Origin of the sequence: Humibacter sp., from assembly GCF_035547335.1 — a bacterium.
In the GTDB taxonomy this organism is placed as follows: Bacteria; Actinomycetota; Actinomycetes; order Actinomycetales; family Microbacteriaceae; genus Humibacter.
Window position 1 is genome coordinate 199,140 of record NZ_DASZVF010000009.1, and the last position, 17,792, is coordinate 216,931.

16 protein-coding genes and 1 pseudogene are annotated in these 17,792 nt (G+C 69.8%); 12 read left to right on the forward strand and 5 right to left on the reverse strand.

The genetic code is table 11. The features are described from left to right. Positions 1–153 precede the first annotated feature (153 nt). On the forward strand, positions 154–1,815 hold the full coding sequence (locus VHB92_RS02930) for an LssY C-terminal domain-containing protein (protein WP_325451194.1): 1,662 nt from the start codon (positions 154–156) through the stop codon (positions 1,813–1,815). Here VHB92_RS02930 and VHB92_RS02935 read toward each other — a convergent pair. Continuing rightward, the gene (locus VHB92_RS02935) at positions 1,802–2,725 is read right to left on the reverse strand and encodes an aldose 1-epimerase family protein (RefSeq protein ID WP_325451196.1); all 924 of its coding nucleotides are present in this window, start codon (positions 2,723–2,725) and stop codon (positions 1,802–1,804) included. The genes VHB92_RS02930 and VHB92_RS02935 overlap by 14 nt on opposite strands. 543 nt (positions 2,726–3,268) lie before the next feature. On the opposite strand from VHB92_RS02935, the gene VHB92_RS02940 reads away from it, so the two are divergent. The 4 genes from VHB92_RS02940 to VHB92_RS02955 all read left to right on the forward strand — a co-directional run bounded on the left by VHB92_RS02940 (position 3,269) and on the right by VHB92_RS02955 (position 7,662). Next, positions 3,269–3,970: a YoaK family protein gene (locus VHB92_RS02940; RefSeq protein WP_325451198.1), complete on the forward strand. Its 702-nt coding sequence runs from the start codon at positions 3,269–3,271 to the stop codon at positions 3,968–3,970. A 533-nt stretch (positions 3,971–4,503) separates the two neighbouring features. Continuing rightward, positions 4,504–6,258, forward strand: a complete 1,755-nt coding sequence (locus VHB92_RS02945; RefSeq protein ID WP_325451200.1) for a glycosyltransferase family 39 protein — start codon at positions 4,504–4,506, stop codon at positions 6,256–6,258. Continuing rightward, complete coding sequence (locus VHB92_RS02950) at positions 6,255–7,013, forward strand: polyprenol monophosphomannose synthase (protein WP_325451202.1); 759 nt, start codon at positions 6,255–6,257, stop codon at positions 7,011–7,013. The genes VHB92_RS02945 and VHB92_RS02950 overlap by 4 nt, the downstream gene beginning before the upstream one ends. A 127-nt stretch (positions 7,014–7,140) precedes the next feature. Further along, a complete protein-coding gene (locus VHB92_RS02955) occupies positions 7,141–7,662 on the forward strand; it encodes a YbhB/YbcL family Raf kinase inhibitor-like protein (RefSeq protein WP_325451204.1) in 522 nt (173 codons plus the stop codon). Positions 7,663–7,823: 161 nt separating this feature from the next. Here the strand turns inward: VHB92_RS02955 and VHB92_RS02960 are convergent, their stop codons facing one another. Beyond that, positions 7,824–8,459, reverse strand: coding sequence for a LysE family translocator (locus VHB92_RS02960; RefSeq protein ID WP_325451206.1), 636 nt, complete (start codon positions 8,457–8,459; stop codon positions 7,824–7,826). Positions 8,460–8,593: 134 nt separating this feature from the next. On the opposite strand from VHB92_RS02960, the gene VHB92_RS02965 reads away from it, so the two are divergent. Together VHB92_RS02965 and VHB92_RS02970 are read left to right on the forward strand one after the other, a co-directional pair. After that, positions 8,594–10,132, forward strand: a complete 1,539-nt coding sequence (locus VHB92_RS02965) for an MmgE/PrpD family protein (protein WP_325451208.1) — start codon at positions 8,594–8,596, stop codon at positions 10,130–10,132. A gap of 84 nt (positions 10,133–10,216) precedes the next feature. After that, a complete protein-coding gene (locus tag VHB92_RS02970) occupies positions 10,217–11,344 on the forward strand; it encodes a bifunctional 2-methylcitrate synthase/citrate synthase (RefSeq protein WP_325451210.1) in 1,128 nt (375 codons plus the stop codon). Between the two features lie 142 nt (positions 11,345–11,486). Here VHB92_RS02970 and map read toward each other — a convergent pair whose 3' ends face one another. Next, entirely contained in the window at positions 11,487–12,263 is a 777-nt protein-coding gene (map, locus tag VHB92_RS02975) for a type I methionyl aminopeptidase (protein WP_325451212.1), read from the reverse strand. 57 nt (positions 12,264–12,320) lie between these two features. Between map and VHB92_RS02980 the strand changes: the two are divergent. Continuing rightward, a pseudogene (locus tag VHB92_RS02980) lies at positions 12,321–12,557 on the forward strand (helix-turn-helix domain-containing protein); the annotation flags it as partial. A 138-nt stretch (positions 12,558–12,695) separates the two neighbouring features. Next, positions 12,696–13,244: an acyl-CoA thioesterase gene (locus VHB92_RS02985; protein ID WP_325451214.1), complete on the forward strand. Its 549-nt coding sequence runs from the start codon at positions 12,696–12,698 to the stop codon at positions 13,242–13,244. A gap of 23 nt (positions 13,245–13,267) precedes the next feature. Here VHB92_RS02985 and VHB92_RS02990 read toward each other — a convergent pair whose 3' ends face one another. Beyond that, on the reverse strand, positions 13,268–14,125 hold the full coding sequence (locus tag VHB92_RS02990; RefSeq protein WP_325451216.1) for a helix-turn-helix transcriptional regulator: 858 nt from the start codon (positions 14,123–14,125) through the stop codon (positions 13,268–13,270). 101 nt (positions 14,126–14,226) lie between these two features. Here VHB92_RS02990 and VHB92_RS02995 point away from each other — a divergent pair, with 101 nt between their 5' ends. The 3 genes from VHB92_RS02995 to VHB92_RS03005 all read left to right on the forward strand — a co-directional run bounded on the left by VHB92_RS02995 (position 14,227) and on the right by VHB92_RS03005 (position 16,643). Beyond that, positions 14,227–14,922 carry an SDR family NAD(P)-dependent oxidoreductase gene (locus tag VHB92_RS02995; RefSeq protein WP_325451218.1) on the forward strand — a complete coding sequence of 232 codons (696 nt, stop codon included), beginning with the start codon at positions 14,227–14,229 and terminating at the stop codon, positions 14,920–14,922. 189 nt (positions 14,923–15,111) lie between these two features. Further along, positions 15,112–16,203: a DNA-3-methyladenine glycosylase 2 family protein gene (locus tag VHB92_RS03000; protein ID WP_325451220.1), complete on the forward strand. Its 1,092-nt coding sequence runs from the start codon at positions 15,112–15,114 to the stop codon at positions 16,201–16,203. An 80-nt stretch (positions 16,204–16,283) separates the two neighbouring features. Continuing rightward, positions 16,284–16,643: a hypothetical protein gene (locus VHB92_RS03005; protein ID WP_325451222.1), complete on the forward strand. Its 360-nt coding sequence runs from the start codon at positions 16,284–16,286 to the stop codon at positions 16,641–16,643. A gap of 87 nt (positions 16,644–16,730) precedes the next feature. Here the strand turns inward: VHB92_RS03005 and VHB92_RS03010 are convergent, their stop codons facing one another. Further along, positions 16,731–17,588 (reverse strand): siderophore-interacting protein, encoded by an 858-nt coding sequence (locus VHB92_RS03010; RefSeq protein ID WP_325451224.1) that lies wholly within the window; start codon positions 17,586–17,588, stop codon positions 16,731–16,733. Between the last annotated feature and the right edge of the window lie 204 nt (positions 17,589–17,792).

Below are 17,792 nucleotides of genomic sequence, written 5' to 3' on the forward strand. Positions count from 1 at the left end.
CTGTTTTGTTCGGAGTCGATACGTTCGAGACGCCACAATCCGATAACAGTTGAATAAACGCTCCCGTTCGGGTGTCAAGGCCGCGCGGTGCTTCCGCCTTCCGGCTGCCTGGTGATCGCTGTGGCTAGGCCGTGCACGGCCTAGCATGGGCCCATGCCGGTGGGGGGAACCGCGGACGGAACGACCTCCGCCACGGAGTCCGTGGCGGCGGGGCCGGGTGGCGCCGCGCCGCGGCCGGCGGCCACGCCGACGCAGCCGGAGCCCGGGGAGTCTCCCGAGGCATCCGACGACAGCGTCGCGCAGCCCGCTGGTACGGTCGCGCAGCCCGCCGCCTCCACCGCCCAGCAGGATGCCGCGGCCGCGCAGTCCGATGCCGTCGTGGAGACGGCCTCGCACCCCGTACCCGGTGCGGCAGGCACCACCCCGGAGGGCGAGCTGGAGCCGGAGAAGCGGCCGTCTCGCAAGATCCGCTGGCGGCTGGCCCGTGCCATCGACTACGGCTACTTTCTGCTCGCCACGCTCGCGGCGATCTGGCTGGCGTGGCTGCTGGCATCCGAGAGCTTCAGCTGGGGCTGGTGGCTCATCGTCTTCTTCGTGCTGTTCTGGGCGCTGCTGGCGTACCTCGTTCTGCCGAGACTGCACAGCATCCTCACCCGCATCTACGTTCCGAACTACTTCATCGGCCGCGCCCGCACGAGCGACGGTCTGCTCGGGGATCCGATCAACCTGGCCCTGCTCGGCACCCAGGCCCAGCTGGAGACGATCATGGCGGATGCCGGCTGGACCCGCGCGGACCCCGTCACCGTGCGCTCGAGCTGGCGCATCGTGACGTCGACGCTCCTGCGCCGCAGCTACGACGAGGCACCGGTCAGCCCGCTGCTGCTCTTCGGAAGGCAGCAGGACCTCGCATATCAGCAGGAGGTGCTGGGCAACCCGGCCAAGCGCCACCACGTGCGGTTCTGGAAGTGTCCTGAAGACTGGCGGCTGCCGGGCGGCGAGCGGGCCGACTGGCTCGGCGCCGCGACGTTCGATCGTCGCGTAGGGCTCTCGTTGTTCACGCTGCAGGTCACGCACAAGATCGACGCGAACACCGACATCGAGCGCGATCACGTCGTTCGGTCCATCGAGAAGGGGGATGCCGCCGTGCGGGTCGGCGCCATCCGGGATTTCTCGACCGGCTATCACGCGCGCAACGGCGGCGGCGACTCCATCATCACCGACGGAGACCTGCCGGTCGTCGATCTGCGCGGCGTGCGATCACGCCCTGAGTTCGAGAACGAAACGGATGTCGTCGAGGCGGCAGCGGACAAGCGCCCGATCTCGATCGCCCTCGGCTGCGCGCTTCTCGGCCTGCGCGCCCTGGCCGGTGCGTTCTTCGTGGTTGTCACGGCGACGCACTGGGCGAGCTACGTGCGATCGCTGTCGATCGACGTCGAGGGCGTGCCCGACGAGTTCGCCCGCAACGCCACGCTGATCATCGCCGTGTTCACGCTCTGCGTCACGATCCTCGGTCTGCTGGTGCAGTTCGCGTTGATCACGCTGATCTTCCGCGGAAGCAACTGGGCGCGCATCCTCTCCATGACGCTCAGCGCCATCGCGGTCGTCGCGGCAGCCATCGACTTCTTCAACGGCGGCACCCAGGTGAATCTGCGCGCGAACCTGCTCGGGCTGCCCCTCGACATCCTCGTGCTGCTCGCGCTTTCGTCCGAGCGCTCGAGCGCGTGGGCGCGACGCATCCGCTATCTCCGCATCGAGCGGAAGTGGGCGAAGCAGCTTGCCGCCCGCGCCAGGGCCGCGGCGCTCAGATCGCGCTGATCGTCCACCCGGCGGTCGTCGACTCGCCGGGCTGCAGCACGATGAGATCCGTGCCGGAGTTGAAGGCATCGGGCGGGCACGTCATGGGCTCGACGGCGAGACCGATCCTGCTGACGGCCGCGTCGGGCTGGTCGGCGGTGTGGATCTGCACCCACGGGCAGGCGGCATCCCACCTCATGGCGACGCCGCTGCCGTCGACGGAGACGATCTCCACGGATGCCACGCCGTCGTCGTCGCGCGACAGTCGCGTGAACGCGTGGTCGATGAACACGTCGCCGATGCGCCGGGGCGACCGGAAGTCGAATGCGCCGCCCTGCTCGGAGGCGACGTCGGCGAGTCCCAGCGGAGCCAGCCTGTCGGGCGTGACGGTGAGCACCTCGGCGGCGAGAAGCGTGAGCGTCCAGTCGTCGACGTGTCCCTGGCCGGCGACGAGGTAGGGATGCGGGCCGGTGCCGAACGGTGCGGCATCCGCTCCGGTGTTGCGCGCCGTCACCGCCCAGTACAGGCCGTCGTCGCCCAGACGGAACAGCACGGTCACGTCGAGCCGGTGCGGGTATCCCTGCTGGGCCTGGATGGTGGCGGCGAGCTCGACGAAGTCGTCGCCGCGGTCCCGCACGTCGTACTGCAGCCAGGACGCGAGTCCGTGCAGCGCGTTGTGCCGCTCCGGTTCGGTCAGCGCCACCTGCTGACGAACACCGTCGAACGTGTAGACGCCGTCGACGATCCGGTTCGGCCAGGGAGCGAGCGTCGCCCCGCGGAACGACGGCCGCACCTCGTCGGCGTCGAACGGCACGACGAGATCGCGTCCGGCGTGCGTCAGCGAGCGCAGGGAGGCGCCGACGCCCGCGATGGATGCCCGGTAGTCGCCGTGCTCGAGGTCGATGGGGGTTCCGGAGAGGGGGATGCTCACCCCACCATTCTGCCGTCCGCTCGCCTCGCCCTCGTCGCCCGCGCGTCGCCGGCCGGTCCGCGTCTTCCCGAGGGGTCCGCTTGTTGTCGAGCGGTCCGCCGGTTGTCGAGCGGTCCGCTCGTTGTCGAGCCTGCAGCTCGGCCCATCGCCGAGGGGTCCGCTTGTTGCCCGGGCGTGCAGCCTGTCTCATCGCCGAGGGGTCCGCTTGTTGTCGGGCGGTCCCGTTGTTGGCGCAAACTGGCGGACCGCCGGACAAGTTCCGGACCCGTCGCCGCGGATGTGCCGGCGTCACCGCGGCGCGACCCGGGGCATCCCCTCGCGGTGGGTCGTCATCGAGGGGTCCGCTTGTTGTCGAGCAGTCCGCTTCTTGGCGCAAACTAGCGGACCGCCGGATGAGTTCCGGACCGGTCGGCGGGAAGGGGCCGGCGTCATCGCGGCGCGACCCGGGGCATCCGCTGGTGGCGCGGGCTCGGCGTGCGGCGTGGGCGCACTGTGGTGGGATCGAGGGGTGCCGCACCACGCCGGCGACGACAGGAGGATGGCATGCCCAAGCAGTGGGGACTGCACGAACGTACGCATCTCGGGCTGATGCTCGCCCTCACGTTCTCGACGGGCGTGGTGGATGCGGTCGGCTACCTCGGCCTGGATCGCGTCTTCACCGGGAACATGACCGGCAACGTCGTCATCCTGGGGATGGCGCTGCTCGGCTCGGACAACCTGCCCATCATCGGCCCCGTGATCGCGCTGGTCTGCTTCATGGCCGGCGCCGCGACCGGAGGCCGGGTGCTTCGCCGGGTGGATGCCGGCTGGACCCGGCTGTCCACGATCGTGTTCACCGGGGTGGGTGTGCTGCTGCTGGCGGCCGCCATCGTGCTGTTCGTGACGGGACGGCATCCGCAGGAGGGGCTCCAGTGGACTGTCACCGGCATGCTGGGCCTCGCCATGGGAGCCCAGGCCGCAACGGCTCGCCACATCGCCGTGAAGGATGTGACGACCGTCGTCGTGACGTCGACGCTCGCCGGCCTCGCGGCCGACTCGGTGTTCGGCGGCGGCAAGGGACAGCCGTGGGCGCGCCGGGCCGGTGCCGTCGCCCTGATCGGATGCGGCGCCGTCGTCGGGGCGGCCGCCGTTCACCTCGAGCCCGCGCTCGGTCTGCTCGTCTCGGCGGTCATCGTGCTGGTGGTCGCCGTGTGGGGTCACGTGGCCACTGCGGGTCCCGTGCCGCGGTCCGTCGTGGAGGCGTAGAGCCGCAGGCCCTTGTGGGGGCGTAGTGCGGGCGGCGTCGTCGAGGTGTACAGCCTGTGGCCGTCGTCGATGCGCAGCGTCGCAGGCCGTCGCGGAGGCGTAGCGTCGCACGCGGTGGCCGAGGCGCAGCGCCGCAGACGGTGGTCGAGGCTTAGTGCCGCATGGGTCGTGGAGGCGTAGAACTGGAGGCCTAGCGCCGGAGACGGTCGTGGAGGCGTTGCACTGCAGGCGTAGCGCCGCAGACCCGTCCCGTGGGTCGCGCCTGCCGGTCCGCATCCGGCCGTCGCCGCCGAATCTGGTGCCCCGGAGGGTGCCGAAGCCCTGAAGTGACCCACAGGTCGCACAGGCCTGAGAAGAAGTTCACGCCCGGTTCACGTTCAGACGGGGGAATGTCCAGGCGCTGGAGGTGGTCTGGAACACATCCGATCGGATGACGCAGCCGCGAGATGATCCGGCGCACGACGAACCCGTGCCGGGCGATCGCGGCACCAGGCGATCCGGACACCAGACGATCCGGGCGAGAGGGGGATGACGTGACGAGCACGAACGCGAACGCACGACGCGCTGCCGCATCCCGCGGCACCGCGACGTGGCGCGGCACGTCAGGAGCACCGGCGCCTCGCCCCCCGCGCGCCTCGTGGATGCGGTACCGCACGGCGGTCTCTTCGGTCGCCGCAGGCATCCTCGCCTTCGTCATCTCGTGGATCGACTCCTGGGTGCCGTCGTTCTGGGGCGACGAGGCGGCCAGCATCATGTCGGCTCACCGGCCGTGGTCGTCGCTCCTCAGCGAGCTGGGGCGCGTGGATGCCGTGCACGGCACGTACTACGCGCTGCTGCACGTCTGGATCGACTTCTTCGGCGCATCCCAGTTCTCGACCCGGCTGCCGAGCGCGATGGCCGTCGGGCTGGCGGCCGCCGGGGTGGTGGTGCTCGTCGCGCGGTACGGCGGGCTGCGGCTGGGCATCCTCTCCGCGCTTGTCTTCGCGGTGCTGCCGCGCACCACGTACATGGGCACCGAGGTGAGGTCCTACGCCCTCGGCACGGCGTTCGCCGTCTGGCTCGCCGTGCTGTTCCTCGGCCTCGTCACCCGCCGAACCACGCGGGTGCTGCCGTGGGCGGCTTTCGCGGTCGGCTTCGCGGCATGCATCTACGTTTTCCTCTACCTCGCGCTGCTCGCGCTGCCGTTCGCGGCCGTGCTGATGTGGGAGGCGAGGGGCCGCGTCGCCGCAACGGCCAAGGCGCTGGTCAGGCCGTCGGCGGCCGGGACCCCGGACGTCGCAGCACTGCGCGGCACGATCGTGCGCTGGATGCTCGCCAGCCTCGGCGGCATCGTGCTCACCGCCCCTCTGCTGGTCTTCGCGCTCAAGGAACACGGTCAGATCAAGTTCCTCGGCAAGCACCCCGGAGTCGACTTCTTCAGCTTCACCGTGACGCAGTGGTTCGACTACAGCTGGGGCGTCGCGATCCTGGCGTGGAGCGCGCTGGTCGGCCTCGCCGTCCTCGGCCTGCTCGCGTGGCGGCGTCGCCGCGCCTCCGGGGTGCGCAGGATGCTCCGCACCGACCGCGCCCGACTCGTGCTGTTCGCGGTCGCCTGGCTCGCTCTGCCGCCGGTCGCTCTTCTCATCCTGAACGCTTTCGTGCCCGCGTACACGGTTCGCTACATGTCGTTCACGACACCCGGGTTCGCCATCCTGATCGCGCTCGCCATCGAGCTGGCCGCCCGATGGCTCGTCTCGCGTTCGCGCGCAGCCGGTGACGTACACCGATGGGGCACGGCCGCCATCGCCACCGTCGCCTCCATCGTCGGCGTCGCGCTGGTCGCCGCCGTCGCCGCTCCCACGTACGTCGCGCAACGCGGCCCATACGCCAAGAACGGCGGAAGCGACTGGGCCGAGGTGGCCTCCGTCGTGCAGCAGCACGCGCATCCGGGCGACGACATCGTCTTCGACGAGACGACGAGGCCGTCCCGCAGGCCACGGCTGGCCATGCACCTCTACCCCGAGCAGTTCGCAGACGTGGTCGACGTGACCCTGGCCATCCCCTACGAGAACCGCGACTCGCTCTGGGACAAGACCTATCCGATCCCGGAGGTGGCCGGCCGCATCGAGGCCGGGAACGGGCGCGTCTGGCTGGTCGAGTACCGCGGCCCCGACAAGGAGGACGTGGTGTCGTCGACCGGCATGCGGGAGCGCATGTCCGATCTGCGTGCCCTGGGCTTCACCCTCGCCAAGAGCTATCCCCTACACAGGGATGTCGTCTACCTTTTTACAAGAGGAGCAGCGTCGTGAACGTGGCCGTCATCATCCCCACCTACAACGAGGCGCAGAACATCGCGTGGATCGTGGGTCGGGTCAGGAGCTCGGTGCCAGAGGCATCCGTGCTGATCGTCGACGACTCCTCGCCGGACGGAACCGGACAGATCGCCGACCAGCTCGCGGCTGGTGACCCGGCAGTTCACGTGCTGCACCGTGCCAGCAAGGACGGCCTGGGCGCGGCGTATCGCGCCGGCATGCGCTGGGCGCTCGCGCGCGGACACGACGTGATCGTGGAGATGGATGCCGACGGCTCGCACCGTCCTGAGGAGCTGCCGCGCCTGCTCGACGGGCTCGGCACGGCGGACGTGGTCGTCGGGTCCCGCTGGGTGCCGGGCGGCGGGGTGCAGGGGTGGCCGCTCTGGCGCAAGGTGCTCTCGCGCGGCGGCAGCGCGTACGCCCGCTTCGCTCTCGGGGTTCCTGTGCGCGACATGACGGGCGGCTACCGCGCGTTCACGGCCGAAGCCCTCGACCGCATCGACCTGGATGCCGTTCTCAGCCAGGGCTACTGCTTCCAGATCGACATGCTGTGGCACGCGCAGGTGGCGGGCATGCGCATCCGGGAGGTGCCGATCACGTTCCCGGAGCGCGAGCGCGGCAGCTCGAAGATGTCGGGCGCCATCGTCGTGGAGGCCATGGCGCGGGTGACCGGGTGGGCCGTCGCATCCCTGCCGGCGCGCATGCGCAGGGCGGCGGTCAAGCGGGCGGAAGCCGTCGACTCCCGCTCCTGAGTGCGCGGCGCGCCCCTCTGAGCGTGCGGCGACCGGTGCCCGCACGCCGCCGGGACCGGTGGCGTAACTTTCGAACTGCGGCGCGCGCCCGTTGCGTGCCGCGTGACGACCAGTGCGAGGAGGAATCGTGGCTGAAGACCCCTACGAGCGGTTCGGGGCCGTTCCGCAGTTCACCGTGACGAGTGAGGATGTCGCAGACGGGCATCCGATGGGCGAGCGATTTCGCGCGGCGGGTGGCAACCTCTCGCCGCAGCTGTCGTGGAGTGGGTTCCCGCCGGAGACGAAGAGCTTCGCGGTCACGATTCACGACCCGGATGCGCCGACCGGCTCCGGATTCTGGCACTGGGCCGTCTATGACATCCCCGCGTCGGTGACCGCGCTCGAGCGCGGCGCGGGCAGCGGCCAGGCGTCGCTCCCGGCCGGCGCAAAGCAGCTGAAGCACGAGCTGCGGGATGTGGGTTACACCGGCGCCGAGCCGCCGGAGGGAACCGGTATGCACCACTACAACGTGGTCGTGCATGCCGTGGATGTCGACCACCTCGAGCTCGATCCGGAGTCGACGCCGGCGGTGCTCGGCTTCAACCTGCACTTCCACACGCTGGCCCGCGCCGTGATCGTGCCGACGGCGGCCTTCGACGACGACCTCTGACGTTCGCCCGACCGCTCGCCGCGGCGGCGGGGCGGACCCTGCGTCGCCGCCTGGCTGGCGAGTCCGTGACCGGCGAATCCCTGACCCGCGAGTTCGTGATCGGCGACTGGTGATCGGCGACTTGGTGACCGGCCGGTCCGTGCCCGGCAAACCCGTACTGGTCAGCTCTTGTTGCCGGTCAGCGCGAGCACGCCGCCCAGGCCGATGAGCATGACGCCGCCCGTGGCTGACAGTCGTTCAGCGCGCTTGGGCGACTTCGCGAACCATCCTCTGACGAGTCCGGCGAGCAACGCCCAGGTGCTGTCGGAGAGCAGTGCGATGGCGAAGAAGACGATGCCGAGCACCATCATCTGCAGCGGTATCGCTCCGGCATGGAAGTTCACGAACTGGGGCAGCACGGCCACGAAGAAGACCAGCAGCTTGGGGTTGCTGATGCCGACGAGAAAGCCTTCCGCGAGCATCCGTGTCGCCGACCGCCTCACCGAGGCGATAGAGTCGAACGAGCCGTCTTTGCGGTGGCGGATGGCCTGGATGCCCAGATAGACGATGTAGAGCGCGCCGGCGAGCTTGATCACCGTGAAGAGCACGACCGACTGCGCGACCACGAATCCGAGCCCGAGCGCGACAGCGGCCACGATCGGGATGATGGCCAGCGCGTTGCCGAGCACGCTGAGCATGCCGGCACGCCTCCCCAGCGCGATGGAACGCCCGACGGCGAACAGCACGCTCGGCCCCGGGATGACGATGATCGCGAATGCCGCGAGGGCGAACGCCGTCAGGGTGGCGATGGTCGGCATCCCCTCACGATAGTGAGAAATGGTCGGGATCGCCTCCCTCCTGGGCAGCTGAGGCCTGTCGTCGGCGGACCGAATCGGCGAGATCCCGGGTGCGCGGGGTGCCTCGCCCGCATGCGCCAGGTAGGTTCGATCGGGTGAACACCACGCACGTACGAACGCACCGAAGCGACGAGAACCTGCCCCGCGAGGAACAGTTCGCCTTCAGGATCGCGGAAGTGGCCGCCGACGAGGTGGAGGTCACGCCCGAGGTGACGGACATGATCGTGAACCGCGTCATCGACAACGCGGCGGTCGCGGCCGCGTCGCTGTTGCGGCATCCGGTCGCGGCGGCGCGAGCGCAGGCGCTGGCGCACCCCGTGTCGGTCGGCGGCAGCGGGTCGAGCGTGTTCGGAACGGATGCCGCGCGGCGGGTGAGCGTGGAATGGGCTGCCTGGGCGAACGGCGTCGCCGTGCGCGAGCTGGACTACCACGACACGTTCCTCGCAGCCGAGTACTCGCACCCGGGCGACAACATCCCGCCGGTCGTCGCGGTCGCTCAGCACCTCGCGGCCGAGCGCGGACTCACCGGGCGGGACGTGGTGCGCGGCATCGCCACCGGATACGAGATCCAGATCGATCTGGCCAAGGCGATCAGCCTGCACGCGCACAAGATCGACCACGTCGCGCATCTCGGGCCTTCGGCCGCAGCCGGAATCGGCACGCTGCTCGGGCTGGACACCGAGACGATCTTCCAGGCGATCGGCCAGGCGCTGCACACGACCACGGCGACCAGGCAGTCGCGCAAGGGCGAGATCTCGAGCTGGAAGGCCTTCGCCCCCGCCTTCGCGGGGAAGATGGCCGTCGAGTCCATCGACCGGGCGATGCGCGGCGAGACCAGCCCGACCCCCATCTACGAGGGCGAGGACGGCTTCATCGCCTGGCTGCTGGACGGGCCGGATGCCGTGTACGAGGTCACGCTGCCCGACCTCGGCGAGCCGAAGCGCGCCATCCTCGATTCCTTCACCAAGGAGCACTCGGCCGAATACCAGGCGCAGGCCTGGATCGACCTGGCCCGCAGGCTCCACGACGATTACCCGCTCATCTTCGACGATCCGGATCGCGTGGAGTCCATCGTGCTGCACACGTCGCACCACACGCACTTCGTGATCGGGTCGGGCGCGAACGATCCGCAGAAGTACGACCCTGCGGCATCGCGCGAGACGCTGGATCATTCGATCCCTTACATCTTCACGGTGGCGCTGCAGGACGGCTCATGGGATCACGTCGACTCCTACCACCCCGAGCGGGCCGCCCGGCCGGACACCGTCGCGCTGTGGCGCAAGGTCTCGACCCAGGAAGACGAAGAGTGGACGCGCCGGTATCACTCGCTCGACCCCGAGGAGCAGGCGTTCGGCGGACGCGTCGAGGTCACCTTCACCGACGGCTCGCGCATCGTCGAGGAGATCGCGGTGGCGGATGCGCATCCGCAGGGCGCGCGCCCGTTCGGTCGCGACGACTACGTGAACAAGTTCCGCAGGCTGGCCGCCGACGCGCTGGAGGCATCCGAGATCGATCGGTTCCTGGATGTCGCCCAGCGCCTCCCCGAGCTCACCGCCGAGGAGTTGCCCGGGCTGAGCTTCACGGCGAGACACGGCCTGCTCGCCTCGGTCGACAGTCCGCGCGGTCTCTTCTGAGCGACACCGGCGGTGGGCGGAGGCCTGGTTTCGACACGCTCCACCAGCGGTGAAAGACTGATCGGACCGGAGCGAAGGAGCACCATGAGCGAGCAGAACCCGGAGATCCACAAGGGCCTGGCCGGTGTCGTCGTCGACACGACCGCGATCTCCAGCGTCAATCCCGCGACCAATTCCCTGCTGTATCGCGGGTATCCGGTGCAGGAGCTCGCCGCCAAGTGCTCGTTCGAGGAGGTCGCCTATCTGCTCTGGCACGGCGAGCTCCCAGGCGACGACGACCTCGAGGCGTTCGAGGCGCAAGAGCGCGCGCAGCGGTCGCTGCCTCCGAACGTGCGGCGCGCGATCGACGACATCCCGACATCCGCCCACCCGATGGATGTCTTGCGCACCGCCGTCAGCGTGATCGGCGCCGACGACGAGCACGGCGAGTTCGGGGCGCTCGAGAACCCGTTCGAGGTGGTGTATCCCAAGGCGTTGCGGCTGATGGCTCAGCTGCCCGCGATCGTGGCGTACGACCAGCGGCGCAGGCACGGTCTCGAGCTCGTCGAGGCCCACGACGACCTCGACTTCGCGAGCAACTTTCTCTACATGACGTTCGGCGAGATCGCCGACCCGGCCGTGGTCGACGCGTTCCGGGTCTCGCTCATCCTCTATGCGGAGCACTCATTCAACGCCTCGACCTTCACGGCCAGGGCGATCGCGTCCACGCTGTCCGACGCGTACAGCGCCGTCACGGGTGCCATCGGAGCGCTCAAGGGACCGCTGCACGGCGGAGCGAACGAGGCCGTCATGGTGGCGTTCGAAGAGATCGGATCCGCCGACCGCGCCGAAGCGTGGCTCGACGATGCGCTCGCGCACAAGCGCAAGATCATGGGCTTCGGGCACCGGGTCTACAAGAACGGCGACTCCCGCGTGCCCACGATGGAGGCATCGCTGAAGCGACTAGTCGAGCATTACGACCGGAAGGACGTGCTCGACCTCTACACGGCTCTGGAGCAGGCGATGGATGCCCGCAAGGGCATCCGACCCAACCTCGACTACCCGAGTGGCCCCGTCTACAACCTGATGGGCTTCGATACGGCCACGTTCACGCCCATCTTCGCCGCTGCCAGAGTGACGGGATGGACCGCGCACGTCATCGAGCAGCTCACGTCGAATGCTCTGATCCGTCCGTTGTCGCAGTACGACGGGCCGGCGGAGCGCCACCTCTAGCGCGGAGCGCGCCGCCTCAAGCGCGGAGCAGCACCTCAAGCGCGGAGCGGCGCCTTCGCGGAGCGGCACCGGCACCTCTAGGCGATCGCGCGGGCCGGCCTCGCGGAACGCCCGTACTGGCACGCGGACGTGACGCGCTCGTTCAGCGTCCGCTGGGGAGCGTGAGGACCTCCGCCCCGTCGGCCGTGATCGCGATGGTGTGCTCGCTGTGCGCCGTGCGCGATCCGGTGGCGCTGCGCAGCGTCCAGCCGTCGGCATCCGTGACCAGCACGTCCGTGTCGAGCATGACCCACGGCTCCAGGGCGAGCAGCAGCCCTGGACGCAGGCGATACCCGCGCCCCGCGCGTCCCGCGTTGGGGATGTGCGGGTCCTGGTGCATGGTCGATCCGATGCCGTGCCCGCCGAACTCCAGGTTGATGGGATAGCCGGCATCGGCCAGCACGGTGCCGATCGCACTTGAGAGGTCGCCGATCCGAGCGCTCGGTCCAGCGGCGGCGATGCCGGCCGCCAGGGCCTGCTCTGTCGCCTCGATGAGCGCGACGCTCTCCTGCGGCCTCGCGTTCCCCACGACGAAGCTGATGGCCGAGTCCGCTGCGACGCCGCCCTTGAGCACGGCGAGGTCGAGCGAGACCAGGTCGCCGTCGGCAAGGGCGTAGTCGTGCGGGAGTCCGTGCAGCACGGCGTCGTTGACGCTCGTGCAGATGTAGTGCCCGAACGGTCCCCGCCCGAACGACGGCGCGTAGTCGACGTAGCACGATTCGGCGCCGGCATCGACGATCATCTGCCTGGTCCACTCGTCGATCTCCAGGAGGTTCGTGCCCACCCTGGCCCTGCTCTTCATGGTCTGCAGGATGTCCGCGACCAGTGCGCCGGTCTCTCGCGCCCGTTCCACCTCGGCGGGAGTCAGGATCTCGATCATGTCCGCGTTCCTCCGATAACTATCCCGGTCATAGTATCCCGGTATTACAATCGGCTCATGGTCCGGATGCCGCTCACTCCCCTCGACGCCGAGCGTGGCCGCTGCCTCGGAGCGGTGTTGCGCAGGGCTCGAGGAGCGCGCTCGATCCTGGACGTGGCCCTCGACGCGGGCGTCTCGCCGGAGACATTGCGCAAGATCGAGACCGGTCGCGTGGCGACGCCCGCCTTCTCGACCATCGCGGTCATCGCCGACTCGCTCGGCCTCTCGCTCGACGAGGTGTGGAGCGAGGTCGCATCGGTGGCCGCGGCGAGGGAGGCGGTCGCGGCGCCCGTTGTCGCAGCACCCACAGCGAGCGCGCGTGTGCGGCGCGACACGTTGTCGGGCGAGCACAGGCGTGTGGCGGGCATCCGTCGCCGCGCCTAGCGTTTCGGCATGCACATGCTGTTCCGCACGATCCTGCACGCCTGGATCTCCCGCTTCGGCAGGCGCCTGGACCACTACGACGTCGCCGTGACGCGATTCCGCGTACTGCCGACGGACCTCGACGTGCTCAGGCACATGAACAACGGCGTGTACCTGTCGATCTTCGACATCGGGCGGTTCGACATGCTGCGGCGCAACGGAGTGTGGCAGATCTTCGCGGAGCGCGGCTGGTATCCGGTAGTGGCATCCGAAACCATCACGTTCCGCAAGTCGCTGCAGCTCTGGCAGGCCTTCACGGTGGAGTCGCGCATCATCGGCTTCGACGAGAAGGCGGTGTACGTGCAGCAGCGGGCTGTCGTGAAGGGCGAGGTCTTCGCGGAGGCGTTCATCAAGGGGCGGTTCCTCAAGCGCGCAGGCGGCACCGTCGCCATCGACGAGCTGCTGGAGGCCATCGGCCCGATCCCATCGCAACTCAGCCTTCCCGAGTGGCTCGTTCGCTGGGGAGACGACGTGAGACTGCCTGCGACGCGCGCCGAGGCGCCGAGCATCTGGGAGTGAGGACGGCGGGCGAGTCGACCGGGTCAGTCGGCGGCGACGAAACTCTGGATGCCCGCGACGCGCAGCAGCTCGAGTCGCGCGGCATCCTCTGAGCCTGGTTCGGCGGTGTACAGGATCACGCGGAGATCGACCGCCGGCACGTGGAGCACGTCGCAGTCCAGCCTGATGGCGCCGACCATGGGGTGCTCGATGGTCTTGCGGCTCGTGGTCCGTGGCACGAGTTCGTAGCGCTGCCAGAGCGCGGCGAACCGGGCGCTGCCTCGCACGAGCTCGGCGATGAGCGCCGCCAGGTCGCGGTCGTTCGGATACCGCAGGGCCGCACGATGCAGATCGGAGGCGATCTCGCGCTCGAACGCCAGCGTCTCCTCCGCGTCCCGGTGCGTGGTGTGGTCCGAGGCCAGGAAGTGCCGCCACGCGACGTTGCGCTCTCGCCTAGGCCGGTCGCTCACGTCGCCGCGCAGTGCCGTCCAGAGCTCGTTGCAGAGCACTGGATCCCACGACGCGGTGAACACGCCGGCAGGGGTGTCGGCCAGACGGTCGAGCATCCGTTGGATGCCGGGGGTCACCGATCGCGGCACATCACCACGGCTCGGCGAGGCCACGCCCGACAGCAGGAACAGCGCGTCCCGCTCCTCGTCGCGCAGGCGAAGCGCTCTCGCGAGCGACTCCGCCACCTGAGGCGAAGGGTTCTCGGCCCGGCCCTGCTCCAGGCGAACGAGGTAGTCGACGGACAGGCCGGCCAGGGCGGCGAGTTCCTCCCGGCGAAGGCCGGGCACGCGGCGTTCGCCGCCTGAGGGCAGCCCGACCGCGCTCGGCGACACGCGGTCCCGCCAGGCACGCAAGGCGGTGGCCAGTTCGTGCGATCGTGCGGGCGCGGTCATCCCCTCATTCTGCTCGTGCACGCGGGGCCCTGACTGGTATCGCCATTCCTACCGCCCGAGCGGACCTGGTGCCTCCGTCGCCGGCCGACGAGTCTCGGGACATGACCATCGCATTGATCACCGGATCCAACAAGGGACTCGGCAAAGAGACCGCTCGCCGCCTCATCGCAGAAGGACACCTGGTGTACGTGAGCGCCCGTGACGCCGATGCCGGCCGCGCGGCATCCGACGAGCTCGGCGCCCGGTTCGTGCAGCTGGACGTCACCGACGACGCGTCCGTGAGCGCGGCCGCTGACACGATTCGTCGGGAGGCCGGCGGGCTGGACGTGCTCGTCAACAACGCCGGAATCTCGGGAGGATTCGTGCCCGCCGAGTCTCTGCGCGGCGAGCACGTCGACCGGGTGCTCCAGACCAACGTGGTGGGACTGGTGCGGGTGACGCAGGCGTTCCTTCCGCTGCTGAGCGTGTCGGAGAACCCGGTCATCGTCAACGTCGCGAGCGGCCTCGGCTCCTTCGGGCTCATCACCGACCCGGACAACCCGCACTATTCGTACCCGAGCATCTCGTACTCGCTGTCGAAGGCCGCTGTCACCATGTACACGGTGCAGTTGTCCAAGGCGTTCCCGAACGTCAAGATCAACGCCGTCGACCCCGGCTACACGGCCACGGATCTCAATGGTTTCCGTGGCGACCAGACGGTCGAACAGGGCGCGGAGCCGATCGTGCGTATGGCGCTCATCGGAGCCGACGGCCCGACGCGCACGTTCCAGGGCACGGCGGGCGAGCTGCCCTGGTGACGGCAGAGCCGGCTCCGAGAGATCACGTGCACACGGCGATCGAGCCCGAGGGCGGCACAGTGTTTGTTCGGAGAGGCTTTGTCGATCGGAGGCCGGCGGGTCTGGGATGTCGGTCTGGATGTCGTTCCGGACGGTGGCCTGGGATGTCGCCACAGGCGGATGTCAGTGGCCCGGCCGTAGCCTTGGTGCATGACCACGATCGTCGACTCGACGTCCCTGCCGGGTCCGATGATCGAGGGAGACGACGTCGGCACCTCTGGCTCGGCGGCGCTCGAGTCCGCGTCGCTCGAACCGGCGGCGCTCGAACCGGCGGCGCTTGAGTCCGCGACGTTCGAGTCGGCGTCGCTCGCATCGGCGGGCGCGGCGCCGCTGCGCAGCGAGTACCGCCCGGCCGAACCGGTCGACCTGCGCAGCACGCTCGGGATACTCGGCCGCGGCCCGTACGACCAGACCACGATCTGGGACGGCTCCGGCGTGTGGCGCACCTTCCGCACGCCTGCCGGACCTGCGACGCTGCGTCTGACCCAGGTGAGCGACGGGGTGGATGCAACGGCCTGGGGGCCCGGCGCCGCGTGGGCGCTCGACGGGGTGCCCGAGCTGCTGGGCGCGGGCGACGATTGGAGCGGGCTGGACGTTGGCAGGCATCCGTTCCTCGTCGAGGTGCGCCGGAGGCATCCTGGTCTGCGACTGCCACGCACGCGCCGGGTGCTCGAGGCCATCGTGCCCGCGATCATCGAGCAGAAGGTGACCAGCCTGGAGGCGTATCGCGAGTGGGCGCGCGTCGTGCGCTGGTTCGGGGAGATCGCCCCTGGCGTGGCGGAGGGCGCCGCGCCCCGGGCGCTGCGCGTGTGCCCGACCGCCCACACGCTGCGGCACATCCCGTCGTGGGAGTGGCATCGCATGGGTGTCGACCCCACGAGGTCGCGCACGGTGGTGCTCGCCGCGAGGGTCGCGGATGCGCTGGAGCGCACCGCCGGCGACAGCGGGAAGGATGCGGCGGCCAAGCTGCGCACGATCGCGGGCATCGGAGCGTGGACAGCGGCCGAGACGCTGCAGCGCTCGCACGGCGACCCCGATCAGATCAGCGTCGGCGACTACCACCTGGCATCCACTGTGGGTTTCGCCCTCACGGGTTCGGAGACCGACGACGACGGGATGCTCGAACTGCTGGAGCCGTGGGCCGGCCAGCGGCAGCGCGTGGTGCGGCTGATCCTGGCGTCCGGTCGACGACGGGAGCGCAGGGGGCCGAGGGCAACCATCACCGACCACAGGTGGCGGTGACGCTTCCGAGCTCGCACGGTGCGGGTGAAGCGGCGCGGCGTGCGACCGGCCGGCGCCCTCTCACCGTCTAGCCTTCGAGCATGAGTTCGAAGAGCAGACAGGGTCCGCATCGCGAGGAGACGCTGCAGGTCGGCCGTGGCATGTGGGGGTGGCTCGCGGGCATGATCACCGCGGTGATCGTCGGCTTCCCGCTCTCCGCCGCCATCGCGTACGCCACGCACCCTGCTACCAGGAAGCTGTTCGGCGACCGCCTGTCCGGCGCATCCGCTGCCGGCTTCTCGGCGTTCTGGTGGATCCTCGCGCTGCTTCTCGTGGCCCTGCCGTTCCTCGTCGGGTTCGGCGTTGCGAAGATGTCGGTGCGCTGGCTCGCGGTCTTCGGCGTGCTCGTCGTGATCCTCGTGGTCGCGCTCGTGGTGCTCGGCCAGCTCTTCGCGTTCTGAGCCGGATGCCGGCGGCGCTCGGGTCGACCGGCGCTCGGTCTCGGTGGGTGGCTCTTTCTGGGCCGGTCGGTCAGTCTGGTCGGCGGGTCAGTCTGGGTCGGTCGGGTCGACCGGCTCGTGGTGGTCGCGGTTGACGATGCCGCGCTTCCAGTAGCCCTGCACGTCGAGCTGATCCGGACGCAGACCGACCTCGTGCTTGAGGTAGCGCCGCACCGGAACGAGAGCGGATGCCTCGCCCGCGGCCCACACGTAGGCATCCGGACCGAGCTGCAGCGAGCGGGCGGCCTCTTCCAGCTGCCCAGGACCGTCTTCGCGATACAGCCACTCCACGGATGCCCTCGCGCGCTGCTCCTCCGTGAGGTACGGCTCGACCTCTTCGTCGGCCACGTCGAGGAGCGCCGTGATCCTGGTGGACTGTGGCAGCATCGCGAGCCACCTGGTGAACGCCGGCAGCGCCGTCTCGTCGGCGATGAGCACCACCTCCTGCACGTCGCGCGGTGCCAGCCGGGAACCGCGGGGACCGGCGACCGCGATCTCGTCTCCCGGGTGAGCCGACGCCGCCCAGGCGGATGCCGGTCCGCCGCCGGCCCGGTCCATCGGCGCGACTCGCACGGCATCCGGCGCGTGCAGCACGAAGTCGATGTCCAGCTCCGCTGCGCCGAACGGTGCAGGCCGGAACTCACGAGGCGTGTAGTCGCGCGAGATGATGACGCCGTCGGCCGGACGATGGATGCCGTCGCCGCGCAGCTCGGGCACCGTGAGCTCCCGGGTCTGCGGGTCGGGGAAGAAGACCTTGACGTGGTCGGTGGGTCCAGGCGCCGAGAAGCCTTCGAGGGCATCGCCGACGAGCGTGACGCGCACCATCGACGGCGTCAGGTCTTCGACGTGCGAGACGGTCAGTCGGCGGATCGCCATGTCGTGGCGCAGATGATCGCGTGTGGCCATGACTCGACGCTACGCCTCGGGCAGGCCGCCGGGACTCTGCGCCTCGGGCCCACGCGCCGGCCGGTCCGAAAATCGGAGGGCCGTGGCGACGCGCCGCAGTGGCACGCCCGCCGCGCCCGCGTCGTCGCGCATCTCCGATTTTCGCGCCGCCTGAGAAGAGTGCGGCATCCGCCGTGCTCAGGTGTGGATGACCGGAGAGCGCTG